General features: G+C 42.1%; 19 protein-coding genes. 9 read left to right on the plus strand and 10 right to left on the minus strand.

Features of this window, described 5'->3' with window-relative positions; translation table 11 throughout:
• Positions 1 to 82: 82 nt before the first annotated feature.
• The 3 genes from V7L07_RS06215 to V7L07_RS06225 form a co-directional block, all read right to left on the minus strand.
• Positions 83 to 1,189, minus strand: coding sequence for a precorrin-8X methylmutase (locus V7L07_RS06215; RefSeq protein ID WP_335056415.1), 1,107 nt, complete (start codon positions 1,187 to 1,189; stop codon positions 83 to 85).
• 113 nt (positions 1,190 to 1,302) lie between these two features.
• Positions 1,303 to 1,926, minus strand: a complete 624-nt coding sequence (locus V7L07_RS06220) for a hypothetical protein (protein ID WP_335056002.1) — start codon at positions 1,924 to 1,926, stop codon at positions 1,303 to 1,305.
• A 3-nt stretch (positions 1,927 to 1,929) separates the two neighbouring features.
• Complete coding sequence (locus V7L07_RS06225; RefSeq protein WP_335056004.1) at positions 1,930 to 2,277, minus strand: STAS-like domain-containing protein; 348 nt, start codon at positions 2,275 to 2,277, stop codon at positions 1,930 to 1,932.
• A 532-nt stretch (positions 2,278 to 2,809) separates the two neighbouring features.
• Between V7L07_RS06225 and V7L07_RS06230 the strand changes: the two genes are divergently transcribed.
• Complete coding sequence (locus V7L07_RS06230; protein ID WP_335056006.1) at positions 2,810 to 4,717, plus strand: heavy metal translocating P-type ATPase; 1,908 nt, start codon at positions 2,810 to 2,812, stop codon at positions 4,715 to 4,717.
• A 70-nt stretch (positions 4,718 to 4,787) separates the two neighbouring features.
• Here the strand turns inward: V7L07_RS06230 and V7L07_RS06235 are convergent, their stop codons facing one another.
• Positions 4,788 to 5,354 (minus strand): PadR family transcriptional regulator, encoded by a 567-nt coding sequence (locus V7L07_RS06235; RefSeq protein ID WP_335056008.1) that lies wholly within the window; start codon positions 5,352 to 5,354, stop codon positions 4,788 to 4,790.
• A 349-nt stretch (positions 5,355 to 5,703) separates the two neighbouring features.
• Here V7L07_RS06235 and V7L07_RS06240 point away from each other — a divergent pair, with 349 nt between their 5' ends.
• The 3 genes from V7L07_RS06240 (at position 5,704) to V7L07_RS06250 (ending at position 8,368) form a co-directional block, all read left to right on the plus strand.
• Positions 5,704 to 6,027 (plus strand): hypothetical protein, encoded by a 324-nt coding sequence (locus V7L07_RS06240; protein ID WP_218651831.1) that lies wholly within the window; start codon positions 5,704 to 5,706, stop codon positions 6,025 to 6,027.
• Between the two features lie 375 nt (positions 6,028 to 6,402).
• Entirely contained in the window at positions 6,403 to 7,158 is a 756-nt protein-coding gene (locus V7L07_RS06245) for an SDR family NAD(P)-dependent oxidoreductase (protein ID WP_335056010.1), read from the plus strand.
• 229 nt (positions 7,159 to 7,387) lie between these two features.
• Entirely contained in the window at positions 7,388 to 8,368 is a 981-nt protein-coding gene (locus V7L07_RS06250; RefSeq protein ID WP_335056012.1) for an aldo/keto reductase, read from the plus strand.
• Positions 8,369 to 8,530: 162 nt separating this feature from the next.
• Here the strand turns inward: V7L07_RS06250 and V7L07_RS06255 are convergent, their stop codons facing one another.
• Positions 8,531 to 9,388 carry a class I SAM-dependent methyltransferase gene (locus V7L07_RS06255; RefSeq protein ID WP_335056014.1) on the minus strand — a complete coding sequence of 286 codons (858 nt, stop codon included), beginning with the start codon at positions 9,386 to 9,388 and terminating at the stop codon, positions 8,531 to 8,533.
• Between the two features lie 235 nt (positions 9,389 to 9,623).
• Here V7L07_RS06255 and V7L07_RS06260 point away from each other — a divergent pair, with 235 nt between their 5' ends.
• A complete protein-coding gene (locus V7L07_RS06260; protein ID WP_335056016.1) occupies positions 9,624 to 10,271 on the plus strand; it encodes an MOSC domain-containing protein in 648 nt (215 codons plus the stop codon).
• 76 nt (positions 10,272 to 10,347) lie between these two features.
• Here V7L07_RS06260 and V7L07_RS06265 read toward each other — a convergent pair whose 3' ends face one another.
• Complete coding sequence (locus V7L07_RS06265) at positions 10,348 to 10,731, minus strand: hypothetical protein (RefSeq protein ID WP_335056018.1); 384 nt, start codon at positions 10,729 to 10,731, stop codon at positions 10,348 to 10,350.
• Positions 10,732 to 11,251: 520 nt separating this feature from the next.
• On the opposite strand from V7L07_RS06265, the gene msrA reads away from it, so the two are divergent.
• On the plus strand, positions 11,252 to 11,929 hold the full coding sequence (gene msrA, locus V7L07_RS06270) for a peptide-methionine (S)-S-oxide reductase MsrA (protein ID WP_335056020.1): 678 nt from the start codon (positions 11,252 to 11,254) through the stop codon (positions 11,927 to 11,929).
• A 159-nt stretch (positions 11,930 to 12,088) separates the two neighbouring features.
• Positions 12,089 to 12,844 carry a hypothetical protein gene (locus V7L07_RS06275; RefSeq protein ID WP_335056021.1) on the plus strand — a complete coding sequence of 252 codons (756 nt, stop codon included), beginning with the start codon at positions 12,089 to 12,091 and terminating at the stop codon, positions 12,842 to 12,844.
• Positions 12,845 to 13,175: 331 nt separating this feature from the next.
• On the opposite strand, the gene V7L07_RS06280 is transcribed toward V7L07_RS06275, so the two are convergent.
• The 4 genes from V7L07_RS06280 to V7L07_RS06295 all read right to left on the minus strand — a co-directional run bounded on the left by V7L07_RS06280 (position 13,176) and on the right by V7L07_RS06295 (position 19,359).
• Positions 13,176 to 13,517, minus strand: coding sequence for a 4Fe-4S binding protein (locus tag V7L07_RS06280; RefSeq protein WP_335056023.1), 342 nt, complete (start codon positions 13,515 to 13,517; stop codon positions 13,176 to 13,178).
• A 13-nt stretch (positions 13,518 to 13,530) separates the two neighbouring features.
• Complete coding sequence (locus V7L07_RS06285) at positions 13,531 to 15,189, minus strand: FAD-binding protein (RefSeq protein WP_335056025.1); 1,659 nt, start codon at positions 15,187 to 15,189, stop codon at positions 13,531 to 13,533.
• A gap of 797 nt (positions 15,190 to 15,986) precedes the next feature.
• A complete protein-coding gene (locus tag V7L07_RS06290; protein ID WP_335056027.1) occupies positions 15,987 to 18,404 on the minus strand; it encodes a single-stranded-DNA-specific exonuclease RecJ in 2,418 nt (805 codons plus the stop codon).
• 469 nt (positions 18,405 to 18,873) lie between these two features.
• Positions 18,874 to 19,359, minus strand: a complete 486-nt coding sequence (locus tag V7L07_RS06295) for a cupin domain-containing protein (RefSeq protein ID WP_335056029.1) — start codon at positions 19,357 to 19,359, stop codon at positions 18,874 to 18,876.
• 439 nt (positions 19,360 to 19,798) lie between these two features.
• Between V7L07_RS06295 and V7L07_RS06300 the strand changes: the two genes are divergently transcribed.
• On the plus strand, positions 19,799 to 21,067 hold the full coding sequence (locus tag V7L07_RS06300; RefSeq protein WP_335056031.1) for a GAF domain-containing sensor histidine kinase: 1,269 nt from the start codon (positions 19,799 to 19,801) through the stop codon (positions 21,065 to 21,067).
• A gap of 180 nt (positions 21,068 to 21,247) precedes the next feature.
• Positions 21,248 to 21,688: a thermonuclease family protein gene (locus tag V7L07_RS06305; RefSeq protein WP_335056033.1), complete on the plus strand. Its 441-nt coding sequence runs from the start codon at positions 21,248 to 21,250 to the stop codon at positions 21,686 to 21,688.
• Positions 21,689 to 21,812 lie beyond the last annotated feature (124 nt).

Below are 21,812 nucleotides of genomic sequence, written 5' to 3' on the forward strand. Positions count from 1 at the left end.
CTGAGTAAAAATTCTAGTTCCTAGAACATTTCCATGCAAGGCTTTTGAAACTCGTTTCATTGAGACTATCTTAAATGAATACTTATTTGAGATAACAATGACAATCTGGCTTATCAATTAGTGACTCAACCAAGGCATTTAGGGCAGTTGCGGCTAATGCGCCACCTCCTAAAGTCCCCGCAACTGTAATATAAGGTATATGTTGTTGCATCAGTTGTCGCTTGGCAGCGGGAGCATGGCTAAAGCCAATGGGCATTCCAATTACTAATGCAGGCTGAATTTTTTGGTTAGACATCGCTTCACAAGCTTCCAGAAGTACTGAGGGAGCATAACCAATTACCAGCACACAACCATTACTTACTTGCTGCAATTTTTCTCGCCATTCTTGATGTTGCCAAAAGGCGAGTTCTGCCTCTGTGGCAGTGGTAATATGGGGGTTATCAATTAAGATTTCGGTGCGGCATCCCAAGTGAAGTAATCGGGTTTGATCTAAAGCAGCAGCAACCGTTTGGGTATCGACAACAATTTCACAGCTTGAAGATAGGGCTTCTCGACTAGCTGCGATCGCATCTCGACTCAATTTAATAAAGGACACTAAACTGACATCGCCACAAGCCAAAACCATCTGAGAAATTAAATGTTGTTCAATTTCCGAACGCTGAGACAAATCAGGTAGTAAACGTTGTAGCGATTCGGTAAAAGCTTCTGAATGGGTATGAATTTCGCCATCTAACCCACTCCAGAGATTTTCCAATCCCCCTAATCCGGCTTGAGTTTCGACATCGAGTAACTTCAGTTGTGCCAAAACTTCTGCTTGGATAATTTGACAATGGCGATCGCGCCCCAATAATCCTTCTAATGCTGATGCAGTTTGTCGCAGTTGAGAAATTTGTTGCATCACCGCGCGATATTGCTGCTGGAGTTGTCCCATCAAGTTAACCGTTGTGTCGGCTTCTGGCTCCACTTCCAAAATATTGCGGATATGGTTTAGCTGAAACCCTTGCTGCTTCAGTGCGACAATCCGTTGCAACCGGAGGACATCTTTTTGGTTGTAGAGACGGTAATTGCTACGCGATCGTACTGGTTGCGGTAGCAGCCCCAATTGATGGTAATGTCGCACCATCCGCGGAGTTAAACCACCGCCTACCAAGTGCGTTAACTGCTTAATTGTCAGTTCGCTACTTTTGATTTCCACAAATTACGTCTTAATAAAAGTTAATTATTGTCGAGGGGGCTTTTAGGAAAGGCGATGTCTGACGACAAGCCACTGCGTATCTACACTTTTAACCTAGCTTAGTTAAACTATCTGCTAACCAATAATTTTTTCTGTACATTAGCTTCTTGGATAACGTTGCTGTTGGTCGTAAATACCTGAATATCTGGAACAACAGCATAATCCATATCATCTGTAATAATTTTAATTTTTCCTGCTCCTGCTCTGCTAATAGCTTCGAGAAGTAGTAAGTCATAGCCATCAACAGCTTGAGTTTGGAATCTGTTTAGTGCTGCATCAGTTGTTGCATCATCTACTGTCAGATCAATAGGAACAGCAAGCGCCTTAACCTGACTCCAAGCTGACTGAACTTCGGCAACAACATTCATTCGTTCATTTGGATAATTATGGCGGTATTCTTTAAGTGGCAAAAACCCATACAATTTTTTATAAATCTCATATTCAGTTTTTTCAATGATATGAGCCAGTTCAGCCAAAATTAGCCCAGAATATGTAAGTGTGGCTCCATTTAAAAGAGCTTGGTTGATATATTTAAGGTAATTGCTGAATTTGGAGGTTTTAGTACCAAATCCAGCATTTGTATAAGTCTGCCAAAACCAGACGTTGGTATCTACAAGAAAAATATCACCCTGTTGGGGATTATCAGTTTTTATGTCGATGATATCAGCTTGGATGTTAAGATTGACCACCATGCTTTAAAAAGTTGCAGCCTGCTCTGTAATTACTGCATCAACCGCATTCCGAAATTGCTCATTAGAATAGTAATGCTTCGCATTGGCAATCACACGCTCAAGAACATTCCACCCCTCAGAATTGATAGCGGTAAACTCAACCAGCTGATTAAGTTTATCTGCTGGAATATCCTTCAAAAGATGACCGATCGCAAAGTTGAAAAAAGGAGAAGCAAAGACCTCAACTCCAGTAAAATCTAATTCTACAGGGTTGCCAGCAATCATAACTGGATGAATCTGATCGTATACCTTCTGCCCACTCTCAGCGCTGATGGCGTATTTCCCAACAAGATCAAAAATTTTGTATGCCATTCCTCTATCTCCCTCTTTAAAATAACCGCTTCTTAAGTTGAAGAGCTTCAGTTGCTAGGCAGTAGTAAGATTCATCACAGCGAAGTACGATATTAATTAAGGTTCCTATAAAATTAGTACGTTTGTTATTAAACCTCGTCCATGTTGAAACCTGGAGTTTTGAATTATTCTGTTGTGTCATTGCGACGGAGGAAGCAATCGCAAAATTTTGGTAAAAAACTACAGTTCTCAACTTAGACGAGGTTTATATAGAATATTATCGCCTACATTGACATATCCTTCATTGTTCTCTGTTGGGAAAATTTTCAAGTACTCTACGTATAGATTCATCAAGTACGATCCTTAAGTTATCTGCAACCATATCAACATCTCTAGAAATATCTTGGGCTTGATCATCAACTTTGCTTGTTAGAGCTTTAGATACAGACTAAACTTTTGCTTACCCATTATTAGAGCATTTTTCAAGTTAAGCCTTGACCTTAACATTGATGTCAAGGTTTAGCGTGAGAGAGTCCCTGTTAATTCACCTCTCATGCTCTACCCCCAACGTTTGGGCCAATTCACCAAAGAACACGCAGATACCGTAGCTGCCCTTTTGTGTGGCTTATTGTTATTTCTCGGATGGTTCGCCTTGCATCTCGGTTGGTTAGGATTGGCATTCCTGCTGCTACCTGCTGCTTATGTAATTGGTGGTTACGAAAGTGCGCGGGAAGGATTAACCACCCTCTTCAAAGAAAAAGAACTCGATGTAGATTTGCTGATGATTGTCGCCGCTATTGGTGCTGCTAGCCTCGGCTTATGGCGAAGAGAATATCATCTAATTATTGATGGGGCAATTTTGATTCTGATCTTTGCCATCAGTGGCGCATTAGAAGGCTATGCGATGGCGCGAACTGAGCGGAGTATCCGCAGTTTAATGAGTTTGACACCAGATACAGCAAGGGTTTTACTTCAAGGAAGGGAAGAGGAAATTCCTATCAGTCAGCTAAAAGTGGGTGATGAAATTGTTGTCAAACCTGGAGAGCTAATTCCTACTGATGGAATAATTTTATCTGGTTACAGCACTCTCAATCAAGCTGCAATCACAGGCGAGTCTTTACCTGTAGAGAAAACAGTCGGTGCAGAAGTATTTGCCGGTACACTCAACGGCTATGGCGCATTGCAGATTAAAGTACACAAACCAGCCCAAAGCAGTTTGATTCAGCGTGTGATTCGCTTGGTAGAACAAGCGCAGACAGAAGCACCTCCTTCCCAAGAGTTTATCGATCGCTTTGAGAAAAGATATGCCAAAGTCATTGTAGTAGTCGGGATATTACTAGCAACTTTACCGCCATTTATTTGGGGTTGGGATTGGGAAACAACAATTTATCGCGCCCTTACTTTTCTGGTGGTGGCTTCTCCCTGTGCGCTGATGGCTGCAATTATGCCCACCCTGCTTTCGGGAATTGCCAATGGTGCAAGACAGGGGATTTTGTTTAAAAATGGGGCGCAGTTGGAGAAGATTGGCAAAGTCCGAGCGATCGCATTTGATAAAACTGGTACTCTCACAACAGGACAGTTGCAGGTATTTCAGGTAGTTTCAGCTAGTGAATACACTAGAGATGATGTATTAAAAACTGCTGCTAGTGTAGAATCATCTTCCGAACATCCCATCGGTAAGGCAATCGTACAGGCGGCTAGTGATTTAAATTGGGTTGGTGCAATCAAAGTGCAAGCCTTACCTGGACAGGGAATTGTCGGAATTGCTCAAGAACAACAGGTAATTGTCGGGAATGCTGTTTTTGTGCAACTATATGTCACAAATTTACCTGAAGAATTGCAAGAAATCGCTCAATCTTGGGAGCAACAGGGTAAAACTGTGGTTTGGGTTGCACAGGGAGTAGAGGTGATGGGTGTAATTGCGATCGCAGATCAAGTCAGATCGCAAGCAGCGGCAACCATTAGCCGATTGAAGAAACTGGGAGTTGAGCAAATTGTTATGTTAACTGGCGATAATCAGGAAACTGCTCATAGTGTCGCCAAAGCCGTAGGAATCGATCGGGTTTATGCCCAACTTTTACCAGAAGATAAGCTAGATGTGATCCGCCGTCTACAGCAACAATATCAAACAGTGGCAATGGTGGGCGATGGAATTAATGATGCACCAGCTTTAGCCCAAGCATCTGTGGGTATAGCGATGGGAATATCTGGTAGTGATGTAGCATTGGAAACCGCAGATATAGTACTGATGGCAGACAAGTTAGAAAAAATTGCTGTAGCGATACATTTGGGTAGGCGATCGCAACTCATCGTCAAACAAAATATAGTAGTGGCATTGGGTTTCATTCTGTTGCTTTTAGTCGGCAACTTTCTAGGAAATATTAACCTACCCATCGGCGTTATTGGCCATGAAGGTTCCACAGTGTTAGTTACCCTCAGTGGACTAAGATTGCTGAAATAAGATAGAACAAAGTAGTACTTTGTCAAGCTAATTTTGAGGGTTTGTAATAAGCACTTTAGTTCTCCAAGGACTAATGACTTTGCGAAGCGGTTTGATACGGCTTTTGCTGACTGATAAGTGCGATCGCTGTCTTCAACCAATCAATATAAGTCTCTTCTCTTCGGATCACCAACTCCAGCACCAGCCTTTGCATTAACTGTTCGCGGTTGGCAGATTCATCATCAAGTGATGGCAAATCGATGGTTTCACATTCAGCCAGCTTTTTGCTTCGAGCCGCTAATTGTTCCTCAAGTAGATGAATGATGGTTTCATTCGACAACTGATCTGCAAAATGTAACTGGACTAGCATTGGTTCTCGTACAGTCGGTAAGGGCTGATGAATCCCCAGCCATCGGCTAAATTCGGCTTTTCCTGGCTCCGTCACACTGTAGACTTTGCGGTTGGGGCGATCGTGCTGAATTTCAATGGTACAGGTAATCCAGCCTTGCTCAACTAGCTTATCGAGAGTTCTGTAAATTTGTGCCTGATCTGCTGGCCACAAATGGGCAATGCATTGATCAAAGCAGCTCGTTTTGAGGTCGTAGCCCGTCATTTCTTGCTGCTGAAGAAGACCTAAAATTACATTTGCTAGCGACATGAAGACGGTTTTCCCATAATTGATACTTTCTCGATTGGTTCTGCACTATGTACTTCTTATAAGTTTATGCTAATATATGATTAATCTAATATAAGATAAAACGGCTAAAAAAGATATGTTGACTATAATGCTTCTTAGCAAGGAAACCAAATAGGTAAAAAACTCCGCTCCCAAGGGCATGGCGTATGGAGAAGAGTTAACAATGCCCAATGCTTAGAAATTATTTAAGCCATTGAAGACTATTGTAACGAGAGGATGGGTAAAATTGACTTCTAACACACTTCTACAAAGAATACATCAACATCAATATCTGCGTGATTTACGAAACAAACTACTCCACCTTCATAAGATGTTGCTGGAGACAGAACGCATTGCCTACGAACAGGTTAGTGGACGAGTATCAAGCGGAGAACTCCTTCAGCTAGTTATCGCTCATGAACAGTTTGCTTGGCTACATCAGATTTCTGAGATAGTTGTGCAAGTTGATGAAATGCTCCAAGCAGATGAACCAATATTGCTAGACGATTTCCAAAAATTGATTGCTGATGTCCGCACATTGATTGTACCGTTAGAGACTGGCAATACCTTCGAGAGAAAGTATTACAATGCTCTCCAGCGCGAACCTGGTGCGGTGTTGGCACATGCGGAGATATCCAGATTTCTCACAGATTAGGGACTGGGGACTGGGGGCTAGGGACTGGGGATTAGGACTCTAGGACTAGCCCTTTTAAGGTAAGTCCTGGTAACGACAGAAAAACTTTGTCAAAAGGGGTCTTCATTTTCAGGTAGATTAAATTAGCAAGCGATTTCCAGTCTCCAAGCTGAATTTGTCCTCTTGGACTGCACCCTTGCTGAAAAATGTGCAAGTATCCACCAAAAATTTCGTTGCCAAACTGACTATTAGTGATGCGTAATCGCTATCTAGGAGGATAACCATGACTAGCCTACCATTGAAACTCGTTTCATTGGGACTACCTTATCTTTGCTCATTCGAGATGATGCCCACGGATGGCTTTTCAAATTCAACAACCATAGGAAACTCATAACCATGAAAAAACTAGAAGGAAAAGTCGCAATTGTCACAGGTGCTTCCAAAGGAATTGGTGCTGCGATCGCCTTGGATCTAGCAGCTGAAGGTGCAGCCGTTGTTGTCAACTACGCCTCTAGTAAAGAGGGAGCAGATCGCTTGGTTGACAAGATTCTCAGTGATGGCGGTAAGGCGATCGCAGTGCAAGCAAATGTTAGCCAAAAGACAGAAATCGAACGTCTGTTTGCAAAGACGCAGGAGACATTCGGTAGGCTTGATATCTTGGTCAATAACGCTGGCATTTACGAGTTTTCCCCGCTCGAAAGCATCACCGAAGAACATTTCCACAAGCAGTTTGATCTCAATGTGCTGGGATTAATTCTCACCTCACAACAAGCCATCAAGCACTTCGGTTCAGAGGGTGGCAGCATTATCAACATCAGTTCGGTTGTTAGTACCCTCACGCCTGCAAATGCCTCGGTCTACAGCGCTACTAAAGCTGCTGTCGATGCTGTAACAAAGTCTCTCGCCAAGGAATTGGGTTCGCACCACATCCGCGTCAATTCCATCAATCCTGGCATGGTGGAAACGGAGGGTACGCACACAGCAGGAATATCCACAGCCGATAGTCCAGGCCGCCAACAGATTGAAGCGCAAACCCCACTTGGTCGCATTGGACAGCCACAAGACATTGCACCTGCTGTTGTTTTCCTCGCGTCTTCCGATTCCGCCTGGATTACTGGCGAAACACTGTACATCGCAGGTGGACTCCGCTAGCTTTAATGGTATTGAAAAAGGGACTGGGGATTAGAGACTGGGAAATATAAAATACTCAATTACTTCTTGTGTGGTAGACATCTTGTCCGCCCATAGCCAAGGGCGGACAAGATGTCCACCCCACAAGATTGGATAAAGTCTCTCAGTAAATACTTCTAAGAATAGATGACTTGGTGAATAGAAAAAACCTAATATTCTACAGAACTATTACTGACTAGGGTATTATTTTATGACAACCAGGAAACTAGGCAAACAAGGGTTAGAAGTTTCAACCATTGGACTTGGTTGCATGGGAATGTCTGAATTTTATAGTGGTCGTGATGAAATTGAGGCGATCGCCACAATTCATCGGGCATTAGAACTTGGGGTAAATTTCCTCGACACTGCTGATATGTATGGGCCCTTTACCAACGAGCAATTAGTAGGCAAAGCAATTAAAGATCGCCGAGATCAAGTAGTATTAGCAACTAAGTTTGGCAATGTCCGCACTGAAGATGGTGGTTTTAAAGGGGTTAATGGCAGACCAGAATATGTCCATCAAGCTTGCGATGCCTCACTAAAACGTTTGGGAGTTGAAGTTATTGACCTCTATTATCAACATCGGGTAGATTCAACTGTACCCATTGAAGATACTGTTGGGGCAATGGCAGAGTTAGTCAAGCTTGGTAAAGTGCGCTATTTAGGACTTTCGGAAGCTGCGCCGGCTACAATTCGACGAGCGCAAGCAGTTCACCCCATTACTGCACTACAAACAGAATACTCTCTTTGGAGTCGAGAGCCAGAGGATGAAATTTTACCTACTGTGCGGGAATTAGGAATTGGGTTTGTTTCCTATAGCCCATTAGGAAGAGGGTTTTTATCAGGTGCAATCACCAGTCCTGACGATCTTGCACCTGATGACTATCGAAGAAATTCACCCCGCTTTCAAGGCGAAAATTTCTCTAAGAACTTGCAATTAGTGGAGCAAGTCAAGGCGATCGCCACCGAAAAAGGAGTAACTTCTAGCCAGCTTGCACTAGCATGGCTTTTGGCTCAAGGCGAAGATATAGTACCAATTCCGGGTACAAAGCGCCGTACTTACTTAGAGGAGAATATTGCAGCTACCGAAATTACTCTGACGGAACAAGATTTGAATCGACTTGAAGCAGTTGCACCAAAAAATGTGGCCGCAGGTGAACGCTACCCTGATATGAGTACTGTTAACCGTTGATCTAATGGAATGGTGGTGAGGAACGCAATTAGGGACTTCCAACTAAAAAAATATCCCATCGTTTCGGTGAGCAGGGGACGCAGAGGAGGAAGAATCTAACGATCATCTTCTCTCCCAAAATTGAATAATTTAATTTCTGGAAGTCCTTTATTAACAGGGTTGTCATTTGGGTTTGATAAACTTGAGAGTCATGCGATCGCTCTCTCCAATGTTGAGGAAGCGTTGTCTATCCTTTTGCCCTTGGCTCAAGGTTGGAGGTAGTGTCCAAACTCCGCCTGGATAGTCTTTGGTATCTTTTGGGTTGGCGTTAATCTCTGATTTACCCACCAATTTGAAGCCGGCTTTCTCCACAGCAGCAATTACCCCATCTTCAGACATATAGCCAGTTTTAACACTCTCTTCTAAAGAAGTCCCTGCAAGGGCGCGGTGTTCTTCCACTCCCAAGATGCCCCCTGGTTTAAGTGCTTTATAAGCCGCCGCGTAAACCTGCTCGGCATAGCCAGCTTTAACCCAGTTGTGAATATTGCGGAAGGTAACAACTATGTCCACAGAGTCGTCTGGGGCTAGAGTAAGTTCATTTGGGGGATTGATTTGAGCTACTTTGACCTTACCAAAAATCTCTGGATTAGCTGCTAGTTTTTCTTGGAAAGCCAAAGCAGGTTTACTGGCGCTATTAGCCAAGTTAGTAACTATGAGTTGTCCTTTGGGCACTAGAAATGGGGCTAATATTTCAGTATACCAGCCGTTCCCTGGCCACAATTCAACTACGGTCATATTTGGGCGCAGACCGAAAAATTCGAGAGTCTGGGCTGGGTGGCGGTACTTGTCTCGGAGGCGATTCTGTTCTGAGCGATGACTGCTTTTGAGTATGGTTTGGAGTGTGGTTGTGCTGTTGAGTGTCGTTTTTTCGCTCTCGTTGGCTAAAACAGTTGGTGGCATTACAGATGCTAATAGGAGGAAAGCTAAAGTCAAGGCTTTCAGTAAGCCTTGGTGAGGGATGAGATTTTGGGCAAATTTCATAGTTGTTGTTTTGATCGCGATCGCCTATTTTTGAATTGAACCCCTAACCTGTTACCACAGTCAATTAATACCGTTGAACTTACGTTAAATAGTACCATTCCTAAGAATGGCAAATCAAAATATACTCAGAGGAAACGCATCTAATTTATTTTGACAAAATTTAACTTAATATAAATAGAGAAAAAGGGAAAATTAGGCTGACTTCTGAATTCTTCAATAGAGGAGATATTAAATTGTGCAAGTTATCTCAGTCAACTTAGGACTTCCCCGTGAAGTAGTTTGGAAGGGCAAAACAGTTACAACTGGTATTTTTAAAGAACCAGTTGAGGGACGAGTGATGATGCGAACGCTCAACTTAGATGGGGATAGACAAGCTGATTTGAGTGTCCACGGGGGGAAAGACAAAGCAGTTTACGCTTATCCATTGGAGCATTACGACTATTGGCGGCGCAAGTTACCCGATATGGATTTGCCCTGGGGAATGTTTGGTGAAAATCTTACCACAGTTGGGCTGTTAGAGGATGAGATTAATATTGGCGATCGCTTTCGGATTGGTAGCGCAGAGGTAATGGTGACTCAACCTCGAATGCCTTGTTATAAACTCTTAATCAAGTTTGGACGGGGAGATATAGTTAAACAGTTTTTAGATAGCCGCCTAACGGGCTTCTACTTTTCGGTGCTGCAAGAGGGTCAAGTCGGAAATGGTGATACTTTGTCGTTAATCAGTCGAGACTTAAATAATGTCACTGTTGCTGATATTACCCGACTTTATGCACGGGAAACACACGACTTAGAACTCTTACACCGCGCCGTACAAGTTGAGGCTTTACCTACAAGTTGGCGAGACTACTTTCAGCAGCAAATCGAAAACTTTAAAAAATGAATTTAATTATTTTAATTTTCTCGCCTTAAAAGTCTATCCCTTTATGGTTAGAGTATTCTGAATTCTGAATTCTGTTTTATAAGATAGTTTCGAGGCGAAAACGCTTAAATGCCCTAGCTGCTTCAGGAATTAGCTCAATGTACCAATACCCATTTGTTTCATCTGCAAACCAATTAACTATTGCAAGTGCTGGTTGAGCAAACTCATCATCTCTTACTCCAAAAAAGTTGCAAAAAATTGCACCTAAATGACCAATTTGCCCAGGAGAATCACCACTATATCCAGCAGCTTCAGATAACTCCCAAGTACGTAATCTGCGATTATCTTTCATAAAGTAACAATGCTGATACAATTTATCCAAGATAGCTTTATGTCCTAGAGTTAATTCCTCATAAATTGAGTGGAACGCCTCTAGATATTCTTCTTCTGAAAAAATATAACGTTCACCATATTTAACCACTTTATTATTCCCCTTTCGATTTGCCAGAATACCAACATCAAATTTTCACAAAGATATCAGTCTTAAATATTACTTTAAATAATTTATTGTCGCTTAACGATCTGTTCGCGTTTCCAGGTTCAAAGTCACGAACCCTTAAATCAAATATTTCCTCAAACTCTTCAGGGTCAAAATATCAAAATAATCATTTATTTTGAACGTAAAAATTAATATAAATTTTTCCTGAGTTTATCCTAAATTTTTATTTATCAATTTACCTAGCAAATTTTAATCAAAATATCAGCCTCATCTTTGATAAAAAGGTGATACTCAATATAGCAAATTAATTAAAATAAAGTGCAGATATCCAGAGGGTGAGATGATGACAACTCCAACCCTAGAAGAAATCAGATTAGCAGAAGCCCAAAATCACATAGCCCATTGGCACAGATGGGGCCATATTTAAGCGATCGCTATCTAAATGACAAAATAGCTGAATAAACCCTAACTTCATCAATTAAATCAAGTAGTTCACAACCTCATGTCAATTCATAACTTTACTCTCTCCCGCCAGTTATTACGCAATTTTTCCATCTTTTCGCTGACTGTTGTACTCTTATACGGTGCATCTCGTGTGATACTTCCTGCTCCCGCCACTGATATTTCGACTGTTGCACCGAAGGGAAAGCAAGTAGCAGTTTTCGCTGGTGGGTGCTACTGGGGAATGGAAGCAGTTTTTGAGCATCTCAAAGGTGTTTCTGATGTCGTTTCTGGCTTTTCTGGGGGTGATGCAAAAACCGCAGACTACGCGATTGTGAGTGCTGGATTAACCAATCATGCTGAATCGGTGAAAATTACCTACGACCCATCAAAAATATCATATAATCAGCTTCTAAAAGTCTACTTTTTGGTAGCTCATGACCCAACAGAGTTGAATCGACAAGGCCCCGACTCAGGTAAGCAATATCGTTCGGCGATCTTTTTTGCTAACGATGAGCAGAAACAGGCTGCACAAGAATATATTGCTCAACTCAACAAATCGCGAGTCTTCGACAAGCCGATTGTGACGGAATTAGATCCTTTGAAAGGTTTTTATCAGGCGGCGGCATACCATCAGAATTATATAGTGCATCATCCGAGCGATCGCTATGTGGTAGTGAATGACTTGCCGAAACTGGCTAAACTTCAAGCAAAATTCCCTGATATGTATAGGAAGTAAGAAGATTTAGAGCATTCACGTCATTTTGAATTTTGAATTGATTCATCCCTCTATTATGCAACGCCTAAAAATCATCTCCCATCGGTCATGTTAGAAAATGTTACTGCTTGGGAACCCTAAAATGCAAAGCCATAAGGCTATTGATGGCATGTTGGTGCAATGAATTTTACTAGCAATTCTAGGGTTCTGGGGCGGCTTTTACAGGAACTATCATGGGTTGGTAATACGATTAAAAAATATCGAGATGGTGGACGAGGGTTTGAAAACATTCTCACTGCTGAAGTATTTCTTGCATTAGACTTTCTTCCTCGTCAATTTTTCTTGGGTGCTGTACTTGAAGCATCGTATGGTGCTACAAAAGTGCGTACTCTACTTCAGCGAGAGATTGAACAAGCTGAGTTTACTCTTTTACCAGGCAACTTCTACCTAACCCCAAGTGGTAGAGTGCATCAAAAAGAACTTGCAGTACAGCCCGATGGAATAATCAAAACACCAAGTTGTTTTGGGCTGATTGAGGCAAAACGTATTAAACCAAGTTCGTTTCAGCCAGAACAACTCTCCCGCGAGTTTGTACTGGTAATGCAAGAGGCGTTAAATCGAAACCAAGAGCCAATACTATGGCTTGTTCTAGGTTCAGAACCTCCTGTATCAGTTCAACGGCATGGGCGGTTAAATCCTATAGATGCGATTGAGCTTTATCTTGAATCTGTGTTAAACCGTACCGAAAACCATAATTTTGAAAAATCAGTACTTCTACAACAGGTTCATGAAGTGGTTTGTTGGACTACTTGGGAAACCATTGCAGAAGTAGTTCACAAGCAAGTTTGCGACATTACTATTCCTGAACCGTCGGTCAAGGGGTGTGTACAGAGGCTTGCAAATTCAGTTGTTCAATCGATTACTTGGCATTCATAAAGAACTGATCGTACACCACCAGAGTTGCTGTTTAAGGTAATTCTTGGGGAACTCCAAGAAATAAATTAATGTGAGTTCGACTGGTCATATCATGTCCACCCAAAAGACCTCTCCCTGGTTTTACTACGCAAAACCTGTCCCTCTCCGACTCGGAGAGGGACAGACTTGAACTTTAGTTTAAGGCAGGGAGAGGTCTGTCGAACTCACGTTAAATTATCCAATATTGTGGGGTGGGCAACACGAGCGCCCACTCTACAAGGGTTAATTGGATATTTTTTATTTGTCAGTCTCTTTTGATTTTTTGGTCGCCCGCGTCTACGAAGGGTTGCGCCTACGCTTGATAGGGGCGCGGCAGTAGGCGCAGTTTATGGGCAGTATCCAATTCACTATTGTTTTTTCTGCCATATCCCCAACCTAAGGTGCGACGATATTCACCCATGATGCCACGTTCAATTAAATCATCCTCATTGACTGCAACATTGGTATGAGATTCAGGCGCAACATAGAGCGCATCGGCAGGACAATAAGCTTCACACATAAAACAAGTTTGACAGTCTTCTTGCCTAGCGATCGCAGGTGGTTGGTTAGGTACAGAGTCAAAGACATTGGTAGGACAAACTTGGACGCATATATTGCAATTTATACAGAGTTTATGGCTGACAAGCTCAATCATGATAATGCTCCGACTACAATTTTGATACAGAGGGTGTGGTTTGAGTGGTTAGCACTGGGGGTGTAGCAATTTCATCTGCAATCCAATCACGCCTCACCCATAGCTTTTCTAAGCCACCTGTTGCCTGGTAATAACGCTGATTTGGATCGGTTTCGGGGTAGTCCACGCGAATATGTTCGCTACGCGTTTCCGTGCGATGTAAAGCGCTAAAATATCCCCATCGGGCTACAGCTGTTAGAGCCGCTGCTCGACGAGAAAATTCCACATCGCGCACTGTATCTTGTTTCGGGTTCGCCTGTACCTGCTCCCATAGTTTTTCTAATTTAGAAAGAGAATCCAAAAGCTGCTGTTCAGAACGGAAGTGATTTTTCTCTAGAGGTAACATCTCATTTTGAACACCACGGACGATCGCTTCGCTATCGAATGAAGCAGAAGACGGCGTTTTGTCCACCTGGGGCGATCGCAATCCGGCTTGACCGGTAGGACGTGCAACCCTTTCATTTGCATGAGCGCCGAGACTCTTGGCAAAAGCTGCTGCACCGACTCCAGCCCATTGACCTGTAGAAATCGCCCAAGCAGCATTGGGGCCACCACCACCAGAAGCTAAACCGGCTAAAAACTCGCGTGAGGCTGCATCCCCTGCGGCATAGAGTCCGGGTACTTTCGTACCGCAACTATCATCAGTCAAACGGATTCCACCTGTACCACGAACAGTACCTTCTAAAACCAGCGTCACAGGGACTCGTTCTGTATAGGGATCAATATCAGCTTTTTTATAAGGTAGATAAGAGATGAAATGGGACTTCTCAATCACTGCCTTGACTTCAGGTGTAGCTCGATCCAAACGAGCATAAACGGGCCCTTTTAAGAGTGCATTGGGAAGGAACGATGGATCGCGACGACCATTGACATAACCACCAAGATCGTTACCCGCTTCATCACTAAAGCTAGCCCAACCAAAGGGAACCCCCCGTGTCACTGTGGCATTGAAAGCCGTCGAGATGGCATAGTGATTAGAAGCTTCCATACTGGAGAGTTCGCCGCCAGCTTCTACCGCCATCAGCAATCCATCACCTGTATTGGTATTGCAACCTAATGCTTTACTCAAGAATGCACAACCGCCATTCGCCAAGACTACTGCACCAGCGCGAACGGTATAAGTACGATGATGTTGCCGTTGTACACCTCTTGCTCCGGCTACTGAGCCATCGTCAGCCAATAAAAGCTCTAGCGCCGGACTTTGGTCGAGAATCTGAACACCAACACGCAAGAGATTTTTGCGAAGTACCCGCATATATTCAGGGCCATAATAACTCTGGCGCACAGATTCCCCATTTTCTTTAGGGAAACGATAGCCCCAATCTTCCACTAGGGGCAAACTGAGCCAAGTTTTTTCAACAACACGCTCAATCCAACGTAAGTTAGCTAGGTTTTTTCCTGAGCGATAACGCTCCGATACAACTTTATCCCAATTCTCTGGAGAAGGAGCCATGATACCATTGCCACTAGCAGCAGCAGCACCACTCGTACCGAGAAAACCTTTATCAACAATAATTACTTTGACACCTTGGGATGCGGCTGCCCATGCTGCCCATGCAGCGGCAGGGCCACCACCAATTACCAGCACGTCAGCAGTCAACTGTAGTTCATTTTCGCTATGTGTTGTTAGCAATTAATTGTCCTCCTTTTTGGCGCAGTCAACTTCATACTTTGCTACTGTGAGCGGTTTTTACAGATATCCCATCAAGCTTTTAGATACTCGTGTCAAACTTCTCAGGTTGTGGAAGCAATTTTCAGTGGGCATACAGAATTATTTACCGAAGAAGAATTCAGAATTCAGGAGCCAGAATCCAGAAGTGTGCCGTAGGTAAGACTCGCTGCATTGGTGCAGCCTCTCGTTCGCGTTAGCGTCTAACTATCGTGGAGAAGAAAAATTCTTTCCGTAGCTGTTATCCCTGACTCCAGGCATAGGGTATTCTGAATTCTGTCTTCTGACTCCTTCTCATAGCAGTTTGCAAGTAAATGAGGTACAAAATGCAGGACTCCAATTTCGGATATAAACAGTTTCTACTCTGTCTCCTGCTTCCTGCTTGCAAACCTATAGCTTTGAATTTCACGCAAAAGAAAACTACTGTATGTCATTGCATAAACAAAGCCAGCACCTTAAGGGTTTGCATAATATATACAAAGAAAGTATACGGCAAATTACAGTTAACATGATACACTAATTATTAGCTTTTCAAACATTAAGTCTTACAAAATAATTTCTCATCCCGTTGGAATTGCCATGAAGTGTGCTGAGTTCTAAGGGACTTCCAGATGTACAAACTAGAAGTTCGCCAAGTGAACTTGGCGGGGTAAAGGGTAAGGGAGAAGGCGGAAAGGGTTTAAATCCTTTGCCCTTTGCCCTTTCCCCAGCCCTCACCCAGCATTTTTGGGTTGGCAGACTACTACATGTGGTTTAGCTGATTAATTCTCGTAGCTGGCGATCGCAACAATAGTAGATAAAGGCACTTCCGCAAAATACTGTTGCTGAAATTGTTCTTCTCGGACAGCAGCTAAAAATCGGGCAACTGCTTCATCAGCAAGATTTTTGGTACTATCGCTTGGATGCCAAGTGATTTGCAAATAATGGTCTTGTCGTTTAACTGTGAACCCGAAATATTTTAAAGCTTTGATGCCGACAAGTAAGGTTTGGTCGCTGATGCCGATTTTCTTTAAAAGTTGTACGCGGGTAACTAGTTGATTTGTGCGACTGAGATATTTGGCGATTCCTACGAGAGTCAGCCAAATTTGATTGGGTGGTTGGTGGTTTGGTTTAGACCAAGCGATCGCTAATTGTTGCTGATTGTCAAACCCAGGCGTAGAGCGGCTTATCGCCAAACATCGCCGCAACCAGATGCGTAAATCATCCCAATTTGTGGGACAATCTTCAATCAGCGGATAGCTAGGGTTGAGCGAGTGCTGAGTACTAAGTGCTGAGTGTTCCTGATTCCGCAAGTCTAAGATCAAGGGTGTTAGCGATCGCGAAGCGTTGAGTGCTGAGTTAGCAGAAGGACGCACGGCAATTAATCTAATTTCATAACGTTTTTTGAAGGTGTTGTAGTCTAGTTCTGCTATGCAATCACATCTTCCGATGGGTAATTCATCTTTGTAATGTCCCCACCATAAGCCAGGAAAAGCACTTCTGCTAGAATCATCCCGAATATCAAACTCAGCTTTAATGTACTGTACTTTTTTCCCTTGCCAATCTTGCTGATTGCGATGCCAAGCATTTTCAAACCAGCAGTTTTGAATTAGCAATTTCGGAACAGGATTACCCATTCCACAAGGTTCTAGCAGTTTCAGTTCTAAAAATAACTCTTTCCCCAAGTCTGCAACTGTTACCGTCAAGTCTGCTTGCACAGTTGGCGTTAGGGTTGTACTCCCTAATGATTGCCGCAACTGCTGATTAATCGCTGCTGTAAATAAAGGAATGTTCTCCACCAACAAACTTAAACCTGCTGCAAAGGGATGTCCCCCAAAACGGTGTAACAAATGTGCTTGGTCTTTCACCAGTTGGTATAAATCGACAGAATTCACCGAACGGGCAGAACCCCTTGCTAAGGGAGTAGGGAGTAGGGAGTAGGGAGTAGGGGCGGAATTTTCTTCCCCACTCCCCACTCCCGATTCCCCACTCCCTTCTGTACTTAACAAAATTGTGGGGCGACCTGTTTCTTGTGCTATCTGTCCGGCAACTAAGCCCAATACACCCGCAGGCCATTGGGCATCTTCTAGGACAATGACGCTGGTGGTTGATAAGTCTAATTGGGTGAGTTTTTGCGCTACTTGTGCTTGCACGTCTTTTTGTAAAGATTTACGGCGGGCGTTGGCGAGTTCTGTAACTTCGGCTAGTTCGTTACAACGTTTGACATCCCGACTAGTTAATAATTCCACGCAGAAACTAGCATCACCTTGGATACGACTAACAGCATTAATTCTTGGGCCCAAACCAAAAGAAATATCTGTGGGGCGATCGCCACTTTTCTGACACAATTCTAATAATCGCCCTACCCCTGGCCGCCGCCGCGCGGCTGCTGGCTGTTTAAAATCTTCTTGCAGTCGTTGAATTCCTATCTGTGCCAAGTAGCGGCAATCTCCACTTAACTGCACTAAATCGGCAATTAATCCAACTGCTACTAAATCTAATAAATCTTCTAAGGGATATTTGGCAACATTGGGCAAGCTTTGATATATTGCTTCCACCAACTTATAAGCTACTGCCACCCCAGAAAGATTAAATAACTGATGTTCCTTGGGTAAATAGCGGGGATTGATAATCGCTGCGACGGGTGGGCGTTCGGTGGGTAAGGTGTGATGATCTGTAACTATTACATCTATACCTAACTGTTTGCCATAGATAATTTCCTCAAGGTTTGTGCTACCCGTATCGCAAGTCACAATTAATTTGCAACCTTGTTTTGCTAAATTATCAATGCCTTGATTATTAAGTCCGTGGGATTCTTTCAGACGATTGGGAATGTAGTAAATTAACTGAGTATTTTGAGCGAAAAACTGCCCCAATCCATCCCAAAGTACCGATGTGGCGGTAATACCATCGGCATCGAAGTCTCCCCAAATGGCGATTTTTTCTTTCGTATTATATGCTTGTTGCAAGCGTGCGATCGCTAAATGCATTTCTTGCCCAAACTCAAAGGGACTTGCTGGCTGATAAGCTTTATAGTTGATAAAAGCTGTTAATTGTTGACGATCTTTAATACCCCGTTGCCACAACAACTGTGCTGCATATAGTCCACTTGATGCAGGTGTATGTTGTTTCACTGCTTCGATAAACCACTCTGGAGGTTGTTCGGTTGCTGTTATAGTCCACTGCTGTTGTTCTGACATATAAAGAAAGTTAGGAGTTAGAAATTGGAGTTAAAACTCTTAAAATACGAGAGTGTCTTAAAGTATTGAAGATTGCTGACACAAAATTTTAAATATCTCTATAAAGTCAAGTAACTAAAATCTTATGACTTAAATATCATCGTACTACAAGACTCCTTCTTTTCCATTCCTCACTCCCTCCACAAGTAGATTCAAGAATCAAATCGAATTACTAAGGTAAAAAACATCTAAATTAGATAATCTGGAAAACCTCACTTCTATTTCTCTCTCCTAAAAGGAGAAAGACTTTGAATTTTCCCCCTTCTCGCGACGAGTTGGGGGTTAGGGGGTTAGGTTTTTGGTGGACTTTTCCAGATAACATGAAAAGTCAGAAATTACATAATCGAATCAAACTAACTCTTGTGGGGTGGGCAACATGAGTGCCCAACTGATGCAATTTCAATATGGAACAGCTTATATCTGCAAAGATTCAGCCAGCAGATGGCGGAATAATTTCCAGACCATATTTTGCAGCAGCAGCCAAAGCGTTTTCGATGTCTGCGGGATTAATGCTAGGTAATTGTGTCCTCTCTGAAGCTGGCACACCTATTTCCAAAAAAAACTTCTCTAAACCTGCTGGTGTGAACCAGCAAAGTAATTTTGCTGGCTTTGTACCAATATTTGTAAACCTGTGGAGTTGACCTTTAGGAGAGTGAAGAAAGGTTCCAGGAATTGCTAAGATAATCTTTTCATCAAGCTGAAATTCCAATTCTCCCTCTTGAATATAAAAAGCTTCATCTTCGTGACTATGAATGTGGGCAGGTGTACCGTTTTGTGGCTGAACAGTAATCTCAATTAGCGCATAAGCTTGGCCAGTTTCTTCACCTACCGCCTTAAAGGTATACAAATCCCCAAGTACCCAGTATGAAGAACCTTGTCCTGGTTGCTGTAATATTCCTTGTAAATTGACCGTCATAGTGATTTCCTTGTGAGATGTTTTTTAGGAATTAGATAATTTGTCGCTCATTAGCCAACCGAAGAGTTACTAATTCATAATCAATACAGCACTTTTCAAGTAATTTTACTATATTCCTCCCCATGATTCATTTTTTAGTTAAGTGAAATTTCTTAGTTTTGCTGTAGGCAAATCGTATATGTCTCTAGTAGAATCTTTCTATCAAACTAGTGAGAGGATGTTTGAAAAGTATTAGGCGATAGAATTTGCTACTACACAAACCAAGTCCACCTCCGTGGAAAGCTTGAAAAATCAAGGGTTTTATCTGTATAGCCGCGATTTATAATCGGCAGGGCTAGTAATAAATTAGACTTTTCAAACAACCTCTGAAGCGTAACTAAATAACTATCTAGTTGATTTTTGAAATTATTTTTAGAACCCATGCAATAGGCATCCATCCATGAGCAAAACCAGTAATGAAGAAATGTTGTTACACAAGCAAACTTGGCAGCGTGAGCGCCAAATCATAGCACGTTTGTCTTCTTTGAACTATCGAACTGGCGAACTGGTTAGCTATTTGCACAACATTGCCTGCGGAGTCAGCGAACTTATTGGAGTTGATTGGACAGTTGTTACCTTTTGCCAAGAGGGATTTGAAACTGTTCTAGCTAGTAGTCTCGATATGGGCGAAGGCGAACATATTTATTCACTACATGGTTTATTAACTGGTACTGTTATCCAAATGGGTCAATCGTTAGCAGTAAAAGATGCTCAGAAACACCCAGAGTATGGACAGGCTCCAGAAGGTTATTGTGCATATTTAGGAACACCATTGCGGACTGCTGAAAATAAAGTGATTGGTACTATCTGTTCTTTTAATCATCTACCACGCGATTTTACAAAAGAAGATATCCAAGTTGTAGAATTGTTTGCTGAACGAGCGGCAACGGCAATTGATAACTATCATCTCTATCAACAACAGTGCCAATTTAATCATATTCTAGAGGCTGAGGTAGAAAAACGCACCGCAGAATTACAAACAGCACAAGCCAAGATTTTAGAACAAGAAAGACTTGTAGCCATTGGTGAATTTGCTGCTATGATTGTGCATGAAATTCGTAATCCCTTGACTACAATGATCATGGGATTAAAATATTTCCAAAAAAATATTTTGACTGAATCTGCTCAAGAACGATTAGAGTTGGCGCTTGGCGAAGCTAGTCGTTTAGAACGTCTATTGAGTGAAATCTTGCTTTATGCAAAGCCTCAAGTTTTGCAACTTTGTGAATTAGATGTGAATGAATTCATTGATGAGTTACTTGTAGGCATTCGTGAAATGCCAGAAGCTCTAGAACGTCAAATTGAATTTATTCCAGCATTGCCTAAGGTAAAAATTTTAGGAGATAAGGATAAACTTAAACAAGTATTTATCAACATTCTCCGCAATGCTTTTGAAGCAGTTACAGCAGGAGATATCGTTAAATGGAAAGTAGATTTTTCGGATATAGATAAAGTTTGCATTAATGTCCAAAATAGCGGTGAGCCAATTCCATCAGAAATTCTTACCAAGCTTTTTCAACCATTCTTTTCTACAAAATCTTGTGGCACTGGACTAGGACTTGCTATTTCCAAACGCATTGTCAATGCTCATAATGGAAAACTGTTAATCTCTTCTGACCTCTTGACAGGAACTAATGTGAGTGTTCAATTACCTGTAGTTATTCAATGAGGTTTTGATTAATATAAATACCAGGTATTTATGATAATATTTATTACTTTAATTCATTCATTCATTCATTCATTCATTCATTCATTCATTCATTTTTATTTACAACTTGTGAGTTAAATCACACCATCAACCTAAATACTGAAATAAAATTATATTTGTGCATAAAATATTTCATACAAAATGATGGAATTACTTCAACTAATGTTGGTGTTAGGTACAGTAGTTGGTGTTGCAGACGGTAACACAATTTTGGTTAAAGATGAAGCAGGACAAACAACTACAATCAAGCTAGCGTGTATTAATGCACCAGAGGCAACTGACAAGCGCTATGGTTTAGCAGCAACACAAAAGCTAAAACAGCTACTACCATCTCAAACCCCTATCGTAATTAGAAGCACAGAACAAGTCAAAAATGGTCGTCCGGCTGGTGAAGTGTTTGTGGATAATCGGTCAGTAAATCTCCTTTTGGTAGAGTCAGGTAATGCCGTCGTTGACCAAGAATCTTTACAAAATTGCTACGAGAGTAAAACCCAATTTTTAATTGCAGAAGCTAATGCTAAAAATAAGCATTTGGGATTGTGGCAGCAATCAAAATTACAGTTGAAATTCTATGCCAAGTAAGTAGGTGGATTGGTGCATTGTCAGTTATGACTAATTGCATCCGCTTAAGTTGGGACAGTTTTGGGATTGCTGTACTTGTTTCATTATTTTAGATTTTCTATATTTCGTTTTGTCAATACATAAG

The sequence above is a fragment of the Nostoc sp. genome, assembly GCF_036916985.1.
In the GTDB taxonomy this organism is placed as follows: domain Bacteria; phylum Cyanobacteriota; class Cyanobacteriia; order Cyanobacteriales; family Nostocaceae; genus Nostoc.

Bases quoted from the DNA above. Each gene is read 5' to 3' on its own strand.
- V7L07_RS06220 (WP_335056002.1), bottom strand. From the start codon at position 1,926: ATGGTGGTCAATCTTAACATCCAAGCTGATATCATCGACATAAAAACT.
- V7L07_RS06225 (WP_335056004.1), bottom strand. From the start codon at position 2,277: ATGGCATACAAAATTTTTGATCTTGTTGGGAAATACGCCATCAGCGCT.
- V7L07_RS06230 (WP_335056006.1), top strand. From the start codon at position 2,810: ATGCTCTACCCCCAACGTTTGGGCCAATTCACCAAAGAACACGCAGAT.
- V7L07_RS06235 (WP_335056008.1), bottom strand. From the start codon at position 5,354: ATGTCGCTAGCAAATGTAATTTTAGGTCTTCTTCAGCAGCAAGAAATG.
- V7L07_RS06240 (WP_218651831.1), top strand. From the start codon at position 5,704: ATGTTGCTGGAGACAGAACGCATTGCCTACGAACAGGTTAGTGGACGA.
- V7L07_RS06245 (WP_335056010.1), top strand. From the start codon at position 6,403: ATGAAAAAACTAGAAGGAAAAGTCGCAATTGTCACAGGTGCTTCCAAA.
- V7L07_RS06250 (WP_335056012.1), top strand. From the start codon at position 7,388: ATGACAACCAGGAAACTAGGCAAACAAGGGTTAGAAGTTTCAACCATT.
- V7L07_RS06255 (WP_335056014.1), bottom strand. From the start codon at position 9,388: ATGAAATTTGCCCAAAATCTCATCCCTCACCAAGGCTTACTGAAAGCC.
- msrA (WP_335056020.1), top strand. From the start codon at position 11,252: ATGTCAATTCATAACTTTACTCTCTCCCGCCAGTTATTACGCAATTTT.
- V7L07_RS06275 (WP_335056021.1), top strand. From the start codon at position 12,089: ATGAATTTTACTAGCAATTCTAGGGTTCTGGGGCGGCTTTTACAGGAA.
- V7L07_RS06280 (WP_335056023.1), bottom strand. From the start codon at position 13,517: ATGATTGAGCTTGTCAGCCATAAACTCTGTATAAATTGCAATATATGC.
- V7L07_RS06290 (WP_335056027.1), bottom strand. From the start codon at position 18,404: ATGTCAGAACAACAGCAGTGGACTATAACAGCAACCGAACAACCTCCA.
- V7L07_RS06295 (WP_335056029.1), bottom strand. From the start codon at position 19,359: ATGACGGTCAATTTACAAGGAATATTACAGCAACCAGGACAAGGTTCT.
- V7L07_RS06300 (WP_335056031.1), top strand. From the start codon at position 19,799: ATGAGCAAAACCAGTAATGAAGAAATGTTGTTACACAAGCAAACTTGG.
- V7L07_RS06305 (WP_335056033.1), top strand. From the start codon at position 21,248: ATGATGGAATTACTTCAACTAATGTTGGTGTTAGGTACAGTAGTTGGT.